Origin of the sequence: Solidesulfovibrio sp. DCME, from assembly GCF_049995385.1 — a bacterium.
In the GTDB taxonomy this organism is placed as follows: Bacteria; Desulfobacterota; Desulfovibrionia; order Desulfovibrionales; family Desulfovibrionaceae; genus Solidesulfovibrio.
Window position 1 is genome coordinate 4227508 of the sequence record NZ_CP188261.1, and the last position, 12879, is coordinate 4240386.

Sequence of the window (12879 nt, forward strand, 5' to 3'; positions counted from 1 at the left end):
GCCGCCCCTGGACCCCGCCTGGCGGGGCTTCGCCCCTCCTGGACCTCCCCACTGGGGGGCGTCACGCCCCCCAGCCCCCCCGGCCGGCTTGGGCGGGCGGGAGAGGCAACGGTCACCGTTTGCCTAGTCCGGTGCGGGGCCAAGATGCGAGGCCGGAATCGCGCCTTCGATGCCGCCGCTTGCGCGGCAGGCTCGAAGGCGCGATTCCGGCCTCGCCCAGCCGTCGGCCCTTCGGGCCGAAGTCTTGAAATTTCGCTTTGAAAACCTCTTCAAGAGGCCTTCAAAGGAATCTTTTCTTCCAATGCGGCGCTTCGCCGCTGGCGCCCGTGGTGGCGGAAATGGGCCTGGCGTGCTGGCCGGTTTTGCGGCCAGCACGCCAGGCCCATTTCCGTCACCACACCGGCCGACGCCCCGCCGCCCGACGTTGTCTCCGACGTTCCACCCGCCCGCATCATCGGGGAGGTCCAGGAGGGGATCATCCCCTCCTGGCCGCCGGAGGCATCTTCCTCTTTCCTACCCTACTGCCCTGCTGCCCTGCTGCCCTGCTGTCCTACCGCTGCGCCTCGTTGCCCGGGGCGCCGTTCCCCCCGGCCGCACCGTTGCCGCCGGGGGCGCCGTTACCGGCGCGCGCGCCGCGCGGGACGATGAGCACGCGTTTGAGCGGCCCTTCGCCCTTGGAGCGGGTGGAGATGGATTCGTCCTCTTGCAGGGCCAGGTGGACGACCCGGCGGTGGTAGGAGGACAGGGGCTTGGTGGACTGGGGCCGGCCCAGGGTTTTGGCCTTGTCGGCCAGAAAGATGGCCATCTTGCGCAGGTTGTCGTCCTGGCGTTCACGGTATTCGCCGGTATTGATCTGGACTTTGACCGGGCTGCCGTGGCGGCGGATGACGATGCGGTTGACGAGGTACTGGATGGAGGCCAGGGTCTGGCCTTCGCGGCCGATGAGCAGGCCGGAGTTCTCCTCGTCGAGGATGAGCACCGAGACACGTTCGCTGTGGCCGGAAATTTCGAACTCGGGCAGCTGCCCCAGGATGCCGTCGAGCATGCGGCCGACGACGTCGCGCACGATGGCTTCGAGTTCCGGGGTCAGGGGCGCCGGCGGCGTTTCCGGGGCGGCGGGCCGGCGTTCCTCGCGGGGGGCGCGGCCGGAGCGGCGCGGGGTTTCCCGGGGCTCTACGGCTTCTGTGGCCTCGACGGCTTCGCTGGCCTCGTATTCATCGTCCTCGCCGAAGTCCTCGTCCTCGAGGGCGGGAGCGGCGTCGGACGCCGACACGGACGCGGCGGCCTCGGCCCTGTCGGCGACGGGGGGGGCCACGGGTTCGGGGGCGGCGGGCGCGGCAGCCTCGGGCGCCGGTTCGGGGGCGGTTTCGGGGGCGGGTTTGTTTTCGGCCACGGGGGGCGCCTGGCGCGGCGGCCGGGAAGGCCGGCCATTGCCCTCGGGCCGGGCGGATTCGTCCGCGGCATCCTTGGCCGCCATATCTTCGAGCAGGTTGATTTCCTTGCGCACCCTGGCCCGCACCTGGGCTTTTTTCTTGCCGACCAGGCCGAATATACCCGAGGAACCGCCGGAGAGGATCTCCACTTCCATTTTTTCGCGGGGCACGGCGAAATGCCGACAAGCCTCCTCCATGGCTTCGTCGACGGTCTTGCCGTTGAAGGTCTTGAACTCGCTCATATTCGCTCCTTGATTGCACTTGCGCCGCTTTCCACGCGGCCCGGGACGCTCTCCGACGATGGCGTCAGGATTTCTTGTTGAGCATCCAATACTGCTGGGCGATGGAAATGACGTTGTTGACCAGCCAGTAGACGACCAGCCCCGAAGGGAAGTTCAGGAACATGAAGGTGAAAATCACGGGCATAAACAGCATGATCTTGGCCTGGGTCGGATCGCCCGGGGCCGGGGTCATCTTCTGCTGCAGGAACATGGTGGCGCCCATGATCAGCGGGGTGATGTAATAGGGGTCCTTGGCCGAGAGGTCGGCCAGCCAGACCATGTCCGTAAAGGGCAGATAGCGGATGAAGGCGGCGTGGCGCAGTTCGATGGAGTGCAGCAGGGCCTGGTAGAGGCCGAAAAAGACCGGGATCTGCACGACCATGGGCAGGCAGCCCCCGGCCGGGTTGACCTTGTAGGTCTTATACAGTTGCATCATCTCTTCGTTCATCTTCTGGCGGTCGTCCTTGTACTTCTCCCGCAGCTGGGTGAGCAAGGGCTGGAGCTTTTTCATCTGCTCCATGGACTTGTAGCTCTTGTGCGACAGCGGCCAGAAGATGGCCTTGATGAGCACGGTCAAGAGGATGATGGCCACGCCGTAGTTGCCGACGTAATCATAGAAGAAATGCAGCAGCTTGAGCAGCGGCTTGGCGATGAAATCGAACCAGCCGTAGTCGATGGCCGCGGACAGGTTGTGGGGGGCGGCGGCGAGGTACTTGGGGTCCTTGGGCCCCAGGTAGTAGTCGATGGTCAGGTCGGTGCGGCCGCCGGCCGGGGTTTCGAGGCCGTCCTTGTCCACGGCCAGGCGGAAGACGCCTTCCTCGATCTTGGCCTTGCCGCGCAGGTTGTCGGCCTCGGGGATGACGCCGACCAGGAAGTAGTTGCTCATGACGGCGCCCCACTGCACGGGCTTTTCGTCGGCAACGCCCTCGGCCAGCTTCTTTTCGCTGTTGAAGAGCTCCAGGCCCGAGGTGTCGTAGAAGGCGGCCTGGGTGGGGTTGTAGCTGTCGCCCTCGGCCGAGAGGCGTTCCACGGCCACGGTCATGGACAGGCGGCTTTGCAGGGGCGTGGCGCCGGCGTTGGACAGGGAGAGCTTCTCGTCGACGAGGTAGCCGGCGCCGGAAAAGGTCATGGTGCGTTTGATCGCGACGTCGCCCAGGCGGCCGACGAAGGTGAGGGTGCCGGTATCGGCCGGCCCCAGGCGCAGGTCGCCGCCCTCGACGGACCAGTCGACGTTTTGCCAGGTGGGCGTGCCGTTGAGGATGAGCCCCAGGGGGGCCTTGGCATGGGCCTTGATATTGACGAGGTCGACGAGCGGCGAATCGGAGGCGATGGTCTGACGGAAGTTCTTGAGGGAAAACTGGGACAGGACACCGCCGGTGGCGTTGAAGACCGCGGTATACAGCGGCGTTTCCACGGTGACCTTCTTGCCCGGCGTGGGGGCGAAGGCGGCCAGGGTTTCGGCCTTGGCCGTGGGGGCGGTCGCTTCCTTCTGGGCGGGAGCGGGCTGGGTTTGGGCCGCCTGGTCGGTCTTAGGGACCGGGGGTTTGGCCGGGAACAGGAAGTTCCAGCCCACGAGGACGGCAAGGGAGAGCACTACGGCCACGATTACGCGTTTGTTTTCCATTGTCCTTCAAATCCCGTCGATAGAAGTGGATGGGTCGGCCAGGGGACGCGGCCTTAGGCGTCCGGGGGCGCGGCCAAGGGGCGAGCGGAACGGGGTCGAAGCCGCCCCGGGCGAACGGATGGCAGCGCAGCAGCCGCCACAAGGTCAATAGCCCCCCCTTGCATGCACCAAAGCGCCCCACCGCTTCCAGGGCATATTCGGAGCAGGTGGGGACGAAGCGGCAGCATGGCGGCTTGAGGGGCGAAAGGGCAAGCCGATACAAGGTGATGACCCAGATGAGGACGCTTCGCATGCACTCACGCTTCCCGTTGGGGCGGGCGGTCGAGGTCCCTGGCCATGCGCGCCAACAGCGGCCAAAGGTCGCGACAAGCCATATCCAGCGTCAGGGACGCCGGATCGAGGTTTTTTTTGGCGACGGCCACGATATCCAGAGCGGAAACGGCTTTCGGAGCGCCAAGGCGGAAGCACTCGCGCAGGACGCGTTTGACGCGGTTTCTGACGACGGCATTGCCGACTTTTTTGCCGATGGCCATGCCGAGGCGCCAGGGGTCTTCGCGCTCCCTGCGCGGCAGGGCGAACAGGAGGAAAGTCTTGCCATGGTAGCGGCGGCCCGCCTCGAAGCAGGCCGCGAACTCTCTTCGCGTCCGGAGCCTGTGCGCCGGAGGAAAGCCTAGACGGCCAGCCGTTTGCGGCCCTTGGCGCGGCGGCGGCGCAGGATGGCCTGTCCGTTCTTGGTCCTGGAGCGGACGAGGAAGCCGTGGGTACGTTTTCTGCGGATTTTGCTGGGCTGGTATGTTTTCTTGCTCATGCATGATCTCCGAAAGTTGTGATGAACTTTTTTCAATACCCATCGAAGGGGGTTCCGTCAAGGATGTTGACCGGGTCGCTTGCGGCGGGTTCCCCTGGAGCCGGTCTGTTGCGGGGGCACATCCCGTCGGGCGGGCCGCCACGGGCCGGCGGCGGCCAGGGCGAAAGCGCCCAGGGCCAGAACGGGGTCGGCGTCCCGGACAGCCAGGCCCGTCAGCAGGCACACCCCGGCCACGGCGAGGCATCCTGCCTTTTTTTTGGCTGCCAGGGAAGCGGCCAGGAGCCCAAACCCGGCGCCAATCAGGGCAATTCGCCAGAATGGATCCATAATACTTTATAATCGCGGAAGAAGTTTTCTCATTTCCGGCCGGGCCAAAGAATTCCACAAATTTCGCTTGACGGGAAGGGGGGAAGGGCCTAGAAGCATTTCTCCACTGACGCGGGGTGGAGCAGACCGGTAGCTCATCGGGCTCATAACCCGAAGATCGTGGGTTCAAATCCCACCCCCGCAACCAAGGAAGTTCAAGGGCTTACAGCTAAAAAGGCTATAGGCCCTTTTTCTTTCCCCAGCACTATCCCCAGCAGATACGACCATAACGGGTAGCAACCAGTATTAATGTAAGGGCCGCGTCCACCGCTGAGATGGGCACGAACGGCTTCCCCATGCTGGGGACTTGCTGGGGACAGTCTGCCTTTGACCGCCTCACCGTTCCTGGTGTGAAACGGCTTGTGGAGGACGGGAAGGTTTCCCCCACAGAATCGACCGCCCGACTGAGTTCCCGCCTGCCGTACCCACCGACCGCTCGACACATAACCGTGTTCAGCCCTGCCACTCGCGGCGCAGAATTGCGCCACCAGCCCGCCGACCACTCGGCGAAACAGTTCGCTCAGTGCCCGGCCTTCCCCGGCTTGAATTTGCGCTCCCCGGCTTGGGGGAACTCAACCACCCCGGCAAGAGGATGTCGTCAGCACCGACACCCCCTGCCCATGCCCACCCCGACCCCATTAGCGCCTGATACAGCCCTGTTTTCTCGGCAGACGATGCAAAGGCCATGCAGACGGCAAAACCGCAAAAGTGAGGCGCTATAGAGCCATACGGGCGTTGCAGCGTCATTTCGGCGTCTGACTCCGCAAAACTGCGGCGTCCTTATCCTGCCGGGCAACCAACACAGAATTGCGGGCGTCGCAACTGCAATCCAGGGTTGCATTATCCTGGCGGTCGCGAAAAAGGTGGGAATTCCCGCTTTTTGATCTGGCGGTCAAAAACTCCGAAAGAGGAGGTTTCTTTCGCCCCCAAGTGGGGCAAAAGGTCCGAAATCGGACCGTTAGAACCCCCGCGCGGCAAAGGGCAAAATCGTGCCCGCTGGGCAAGTGGGGTCCCCACCCCTATTTCCAAAGCTGACGATTCTCAACATTGCCCCACGCGCCATATCCGCCCCCAGGCTCGACGCCAGCCCCGCCCATAACACTTTGCCCCGCTCGATCGCCAGGACGCGAAAACAGGGCGCTACGGACCTCGGCAATCTTGCTTAATGACACGTGTCCTGGTTCCTGTTATTGAGGATCATGGAATGGATTTTTATCTGCCTTGCCGTGGGCCTCATCGCCATGTTGGCCATCTTCGCAATAGCTGCCAATAGCAATGATGGCGCGACTATCCCCGGGCATTTCGACTTTGATAAATACAAGTCCCAAGAACTTTCCAAGCGCGGGTTGTTCGACAAGACGAAGTGGTGATGTCGGCCGCCAGGATAAACGCCATTTCAAAAACGGCGATTCGCCGGTTCTAAGCAATTCCAGTATGTTACGAGATAATTCTAAAACCGTTAAATAGACGTTTTCAAATAATTCCAGCAGCTTGCGCGTACTCATCTAAAAGTAGCGATTCGTTACCTTTGAAGGATTCCAGCCACTTACCATCCTGCCGGGGACAGACGGGGGACAGCACGGCAACGGAAAAGCGGTCCACCTCCGAAGAAGCAGCCCGCCCATGACAAGCTATGTAGCGGGGCTAACCGTCACACCACCCCATCCGCAGTCCGAACCACACCCCATGGTCGAACATACCACCGCGGCCGTGGGACGCTTTCCGGAGGTTGCTTATATACCGGCGACATACCCCTTTTTGCCAGCCAAATCGGTTTTCCTGATGGACGAAAACCCCAGAATATTGTATTTCGTTGAATCTACTTCCTTTTAAATTAACGACAATCTTTCGAACGCTTCAGGGATCGGCTTTATGGACGAACGCCCCGTTGACGAGTCCGCGCATCCCAAAGCCCAGACAGGCAACACCATACCAGCCCACCCTCCTTTGCCTTTCCCCGTGGTGGCGCTGTGCGCCTCGGCCGGCGGCATACAGGCACTCCATACCCTCCTCGGCAGCCTGCCCGACCCCTTCCATGCCGCCTGCGTCGTCCTGATGCACCTGGCCAAGGACAAGGCGAGCCACCTGACGGAAGTGCTCGCCGATTTCACCAGCCTCCCCGTGCGCGAGATCGGCCAAAGCACGCCCCTCGAAGCCGGCGTCATCCACGTCCTGCCGCCCGGACGGGAACTGGACATCCAGCACGGCGTCCTGCTCCTGCTTCCGGCCCGGGTCCACGACCACAAGCTGTTCGACCGATTCCTCGAAGCCCTGGCCAGGGACCAAGGCGGCAACGCCGGTTGCGTCATCCTCTCCGGCGCGGGCGCGGACGGGACCGAGGGCGTCGTGCAGATAGCCCGAGCCGGCGGCCTGGTCCTGGTCCAGGACCCGGCCACGGCCATCCATCCGGACATGCCCGAAAGCGCCCTGACCACGGGCGTCGTCGACAGCGTGCTCCCCCCGGACGAACTCGCCAAAGGCCTGGCCCGGTGTTTCGAACAGACCGGGGAAACCGAGGCGGACAGTGCCGCCCGCTACCACAGGATTCTCGATCTGCTGCGCAGCGAGACGGGCCAGGACCTCTCCGGCTACCGGCAAAGCACCATCGCCCGGCGCATCGAGAAACGCCGGCTGCTGGCCGGCCACGCCCACCGCGACACCTATCTCGAACTCCTGGAAAAAAGCGCCGCGGAACGCCGCAGGCTCTACCAATCCCTGTTTATCGGCGTGACCTCCTTTTTCCGCGACCCCGAGGCCTTCGACCTCCTGCGCGACAAGGTCCTGCCGGGGCTCGCCGCCGGGCGCGTCGAGGGGGAACCCTTGCGGATCTGGGTGGCAGGCTGCTCCACGGGCGAGGAAGCCTACTCCGTCGCCATGCTCCTCGACGAGTTCCGCACGGAGGGCAGCCCGCATCCGGCGGTCAAGCTCTTCGCCACGGACATCGACGCCAAGGCCGTGGAGACCGCCCGCAAAGGATGGTATCCGGACAAGGCCCTGGAAGGCCTCTCCCCCGCGCGCCGCGAACGCCATTTCACAAAAGACGAGGCGGGCGGCACGGTGCGGCCGGAATTGCGGGAACGCATCGTCTTCGTCCACCACAACCTTCTGCAGGACCCGCCCTTTGTCCACATCGACCTGGCCATCTGCCGCAACCTCCTGATCTACCTGACCCGGCCCCTCCAGGAAAAGGCCCTGTCCCAGCTCGTCGGCTGCCTCAACCCGGGAGGCTTCCTCTTTCTCGGATCGGCCGAGACCCTGCCGACCGACGACCTGGGCCTGGCCGTCGTGGACCGGAAGTGGCGCATCTTCCGGTCCAAGGCCGAAGGGCCGGACAACGGCCCGCGCCGCCCGGCGGCCTTGCCGCGCCTCCGGCCCGCGGCCGCCCCGCCGCCGCCCGGCCGGCCCGGGTCGGCCAAACCGCCGGCGGAGGTGGTCGGCGCGGTGTTCCGGCGTCGGTACGACCCGCCGGCCGTGCTGGTGAACCCGGCCTTCAAGGTCCTGCACGTCAACGGGGACATGCGCCCCTTCCTGGGCCTTGGCGCCGGGGAGCCCAGCCTCCACCTGCTCCAGTTGGCCCGCCCGGACCTGCGGCGCCACCTGCGCTCGGCGCTGGGGCAGGCCGCCGCGACCTTGGCCCCGGCGGCGGCCATGGGCCTGCGCCTGGCCGAGGAGCCGCCCCTGCGCCTGGACCTGCGCGTGGAACCGGTCCTGGATGGCCAGGGCCGCCTGGAATTCCTGCTGGTGATCTTCGAGCCCGGCCCCTCGGGCGAGCCCACCGACGACGCCCTGGCGCCGCAACGGGAGGGCGAATCCGGCCTGGTGCGGCGCTACGAGGAAGAACTGCTCCAGGCCCAGGAACTGGTGGGCACGGTGACGGAGGAATACGAGAAGCTCAACGAGGAGCTGCGGGCCTCCAACGAGGAACTCACCAGCATCAACGAGGAGTTGCAGTCCACCAACGAGGAAATGGACGCCTCGCGCGAGGAGCTGCAATCCTTAAACGAAGAGCTCTCCGTCAAGGTCGAGGAGCTCGCCCAGGCCAACGCCTTTGTGGAAAGCCTGCTGCGCGGCGCCAACATCCCCATGGTCTTCCTGGACAAGCGCCTGCGCATCCTGCGCTTCACCCCCTCGGCCATGGAGGTGTTCTACCTGACGCCGGCGGACCAGGGGCGGGCCATCGGCGAGGTCAAGGCCCAGGTCCGGGACGAAGCCCTCCTGGCCCAGGCGGAAAACACCCTGGCCACGGGCCTGGAAGAGGAAACCGAGGTCTTCCACCGCGACGGGCGCACCTTGCTCAAACGGGTGTTCCCGTTCCTCGGCCGCCATGGGCAGACCGAAGGCGTGGTCATGACCTATGCCGACATCACCAAGCTCAAGGCCGCCGAGGAGGTGTTGCGGCGCAGCAACGAAACCCTGGAAGCCCAGGTCGCGGCCCGCACCCGGGAACTGGAGGCCGCCCGCCGGGAGTCCGAGCAGCGGGCGGTGGAACTGGAAGCCATCATGGAGCAGGCGCCGGCCGCCGTCTGGATCAGCCGGGACTCCGAGGCGGCCACCATCGTCGGCAACCAGGCCAGCTACCGCCTGTTGCGCATGGCCCCGGGATCGAACGTCAGCAAGAGCGCGGGCGGGCTCCCCTACCGGCCCATGCGCGGCGAGGTCGAACTGCCCGCCGGCGAACTGCCCATGCAGCGCGCCGCCCGGGGCGAGTACGTCACCGGCCAGGAAATCGACCTGGCCTTCGCCGACGGGCAACGGCGCACCATTTTCGGCAACGCCGCGCCGCTGCGCAACTTTCTCGGCCAGGTCTACGGAGCCGTGGGCGCGTTCATGGACATCACCGCCCTCAAGCAGGCCCAGGCCGGGGCCCTGCGCTGGCAGCACCTCTTCGAGCAGGCCGGGTTCGGCCTGGCCATCGCCCGGGTCCGCGACAACACCTTTGTCTCCGTCAATCCCTCGTTCGCCCGGGAACGCGGCTACACGCCCGAGGAACTGGCCGGCCGTTCCCTGCTGACGGTCTATCCCGAATCGGTGCGCCCGGCCCTGCTCGAACACATCGCCGACGCCGACCGCACCGGCCATGGCCTGTTCGAATCCCAACACCGGCGCAAGGACGGCTCCGTCTTCCCGGTGCTGGTGGAAATCACCGTGCTCACGGACGCCGCGGGGCGGCCCGAGACCCGGCTGGCCTACTGCCTGGACCTGACCCGGCGCAAGGCGGCCGAGGACAAGCTGCACCTGGCCCTGGCCGCGGCCAAGGCCGGCACCTGGGAATGGAATCTGCGCACCAACGCGAATACCTGGTCCCCCGAAACCTACCGGCTCTACGAACTGGACCCGGAGCAGGACCAACCCTCTTACGACGCCTGGTTGCGTTCCGTGCATCCGGGCGACCGGGAGCGGGCCGGGCGCGAAGTGACGGAACTGGCCCGAAACGAGGCTCCGCTGTTCGTGGAATACCGGGTGAACACCCATGACGGCCAGGAACGCTGGATCCTCTCCCTGGGCGAGTTGCAGCGCGACTCCCAGGGCAAGGCCGCCGGCTACCTCGGGCTGGCCCTGGACATCACCGACCGCAAGCGCCTGGAACGGGAACGCGCCGACTACCTTCAGGAAGTGGAGCGCCAGAAATCCTTCCTGGAAAGCCTGATCGGCAACGCGCCCATCCTCATCGGCGTGGTGGAAGGCCCGCAGCACCGCTACGTCCTGGCCAACGCCGTCTACGAATCCCTGCCCAAGGCCCTCCCCGGCCCCATGATCGGCCGTAGCGTGGCCGAGCTGTTCCCCGAGGTGGCCGAGGAGGTCACCGCTCTTTTCGATTCCGTCTACGCCACGGGCCAAACCGCCTCGTTGCGCGACTTTCCGGTTCCCTTGGCGGAGCGTCCGACCTGGTGGGACGCCGACTACATCCCCCTGGCGGACGCCGCTGGCAAGGTCCACCGCCTGCTCATCCTGGCCTTCGAGGTCACCGAACGGCACGTGGCCGGCGAGACGCTGCGCCAAAGCGAGGCCAAATACCGCTCCCTGTTCGAAGCCATGAACGAGGGCCTGTGCGTGCTGGAACTGGTGCGCGACGCGGCCGGCCAGCCCGTGGACTACCGTGTCCTCGACACCAACCCGGCCTACGAGCGCATTCTCGGCGTCGGGCGCAACGCCGCCGTCGGGCGCGAGGTGCGCGAGATCTTCGGCCTGGTGCAGGCGCCCAACCTGGATGTCTACCTCCCCCTGCTGCAAACGCGCCAGCCGGTCACCTTCGAAACCGCCCTCCCGGAACTGGGCAAGCATTTCCGGGTCTCCGCCTTTCCCCTCCAGGACGAGCGCTTCGTGACCATGTTCCAGGACGTGACCGAAGTCTGGGAAGCGCGCCAGGCCGAGGAAAGCAGCGCCAGGCGCTTCAGAGAACTGTTCAGCTTCTCGCCGGTGCCCATGGGCTATGTAGACCAGGAAGGGCGCATCCTCAACCTCAACAAACGCTTCACCGCGCTTTTCGGCTATACCCTGGAGGACATCCCCACCCTGGAGGCCTGGCGGACCAGGGCCTACCCCGACCCGGACTACCGCCGGCACGTCTTCGAGCATTGGAACCTGGCCCTGCAGGGGCAAGGGGCCGGCCCCCACGAGGTCGCCCAGGCCGAATACCGCGTCACCGCCAAGGACGGCCGGACGCTGTCCGTGCTCATCTCGGGCATGGCCATCGGCCAGGGCTTTCTGGCCAGCTTCGTGGACATCACCGCGCGCAAGCACTTCGAGGAGGCCTTGGCCGAACGCGAGGAGCAGTTGCGCCTTTTCGTGGAGCATGCCCCGGCGGCCATCGCCATGTTCGACCGCGACATGGTCTACCTGGCCGCCAGCAAGCGCTGGAGCGAAGACTACGGCCTGGGCGGCCGGACCATCCTGGGGCAGTCTTATTACGCGATCTTTCCGGAAAGCCCCGAACGGTGGAAAACGATACACCGCCGCTGCCTGGCCGGGAACGTCGAGCGGGCCGACAACGATCCCTTCGTGCGCCTGGACGGCCGCACCCAGTTCGTGTCCTGGGAGATCCGGCCCTGGCGGACGCCCGGCGGGGAGATCGGCGGCATCGTCTGCTTCAGCGAGGACGTCACGGTGCGCAAGCAGGCCGAGATGGCCATCCTCCAGGCCAAGGAGGCGGCCGAGGCCGCCAACCGGGCCAAAAGCGAATTTCTGGCCAACATGAGCCACGAGATCCGCACGCCCCTCAACGGCCTGCTGGGCATGCTCCAGCTCCTGCGCACCACGCCGCTGGACCCGGAGCAGGATCAGTACACCCACATGGCCATCCGGTCGGGAACGCGCCTGACCCGGCTGCTTTCCGATATCCTGGACCTCTCCCGCATCGAGGCCGGGCGCTTGCCCCTCGTCGAGGCCCCCTTGCGCCTGGACGACCTCGTCGACGCCCTGCGCGACACCTTCATGCCCTTAAGCCGCGAGAAGGGGCTGGGCCTGACCTTCGCACTCGCGCCCGGCCTGCCCCAGGCCCTGCTCGGGGACGAACTGCGCATCCGCCAGGTCCTGTTCAACCTGGTGGGCAACGCCCTCAAATTCTCCACCCGCGGCGCGGTCCACCTGAGCATCTCCGGCCTGCTTCCCGTTTCGCCAAGCCGGGTGCGGCTCCTTTTCTGCGTGGCGGACAGCGGGGCGGGCATCCCCGACGACAAGCTGGGCTCGGTGTGCGATCCGTTCATCCAGGCGGAAGGCTCCTATACCCGTTCCCAGCAAGGGGCCGGGCTGGGTCTGACCATCACCAAGCGCCTGGTGGACCTCATGCGCGGAACCATGGCCATCGAGAGCACCCAGGGGCAAGGCACGACCGTCTACCTCATGCTGCCCCTGGGGCTGCCCCAGGGGCACACCGGCGAGGCCGATGCCGCCCGGCCCCCCGCGCCCGGCCCCCGGACCGGCTGCCGTATCCTCCTGGCCGAGGACGAACCGATCAGCCAACTGAGCGTCCGGCGCCTGCTGGAGAAGGCCGGCTACCGGGTGACCGCCGTGGCCGACGGTCGCCAGGCCCTGGAGGCGCTGCGCCGGGAGCCCTTCGACTGCGTGCTCATGGACATCCAGATGCCGGTCCTCGACGGCCTGACCGCCACCAGGGCCATCCGCGGCGACGCCAGCGGCACGCTCGACCGCGACATTCCCATCGTGGCCCTGACCGCCTACGCCATGAGCGGCGACCGGGACATCTTCCTCAAGGCCGGCATGGACGCCTATATCCCCAAGCCCGTGGACCGGGAGGTCATGTTGCTGGCCATCGAACAGGCCCTGGCCAGGCGAAGCGGCGCCTAACCCGGGGTGACCGTCACGGCTTTTCCCGACGCCCGGGACCGCATCCGACTGGACAAGGACGCC

The 12879-nt window shown here is 66.0% G+C and carries 6 protein-coding genes, 1 tRNA gene and 1 pseudogene; 2 read left to right on the forward strand and 6 right to left on the reverse strand.

Going from position 1 to position 12879, the window contains the following annotated elements:
- Positions 1 to 550: 550 nt before the first annotated feature.
- The 5 genes and pseudogenes from jag to rpmH form a co-directional block, all read right to left on the reverse strand.
- Positions 551 to 1675: an RNA-binding cell elongation regulator Jag/EloR gene (gene jag, locus ACP59X_RS18670; protein WP_428561322.1), complete on the reverse strand. Its 1125-nt coding sequence runs from the start codon at positions 1673 to 1675 to the stop codon at positions 551 to 553.
- 64 nt (positions 1676 to 1739) lie between these two features.
- Positions 1740 to 3338, reverse strand: coding sequence for a membrane protein insertase YidC (yidC, locus tag ACP59X_RS18675; protein ID WP_428561325.1), 1599 nt, complete (start codon positions 3336 to 3338; stop codon positions 1740 to 1742).
- A complete protein-coding gene (yidD, locus tag ACP59X_RS18680) occupies positions 3244 to 3630 on the reverse strand; it encodes a membrane protein insertion efficiency factor YidD (RefSeq protein ID WP_428561327.1) in 387 nt (128 codons plus the stop codon). Before yidD ends, yidC begins: the two co-directional genes overlap by 95 nt.
- 4 nt (positions 3631 to 3634) lie before the next feature.
- A pseudogene (gene rnpA / locus ACP59X_RS18685) lies at positions 3635 to 3946 on the reverse strand (ribonuclease P protein component); the annotation flags it as partial.
- A 62-nt stretch (positions 3947 to 4008) separates the two neighbouring features.
- Positions 4009 to 4146 carry a 50S ribosomal protein L34 gene (rpmH, locus tag ACP59X_RS18690; RefSeq protein WP_009107569.1) on the reverse strand — a complete coding sequence of 46 codons (138 nt, stop codon included), beginning with the start codon at positions 4144 to 4146 and terminating at the stop codon, positions 4009 to 4011.
- Positions 4147 to 4583: 437 nt separating this feature from the next.
- On the opposite strand from rpmH, the gene ACP59X_RS18695 reads away from it, so the two are divergent.
- Positions 4584 to 4660 (forward strand) — tRNA-Met (locus tag ACP59X_RS18695).
- A gap of 1039 nt (positions 4661 to 5699) precedes the next feature.
- Here ACP59X_RS18695 and ACP59X_RS18700 read toward each other — a convergent pair.
- Positions 5700 to 6017, reverse strand: coding sequence for a hypothetical protein (locus tag ACP59X_RS18700; protein ID WP_428561329.1), 318 nt, complete (start codon positions 6015 to 6017; stop codon positions 5700 to 5702).
- A 367-nt stretch (positions 6018 to 6384) separates the two neighbouring features.
- Here ACP59X_RS18700 and ACP59X_RS18705 point away from each other — a divergent pair, with 367 nt between their 5' ends.
- Entirely contained in the window at positions 6385 to 12816 is a 6432-nt protein-coding gene (locus ACP59X_RS18705) for a PAS domain-containing protein (RefSeq protein WP_428561331.1), read from the forward strand.
- The last annotated feature ends 63 nt before the right edge of the window (positions 12817 to 12879 follow it).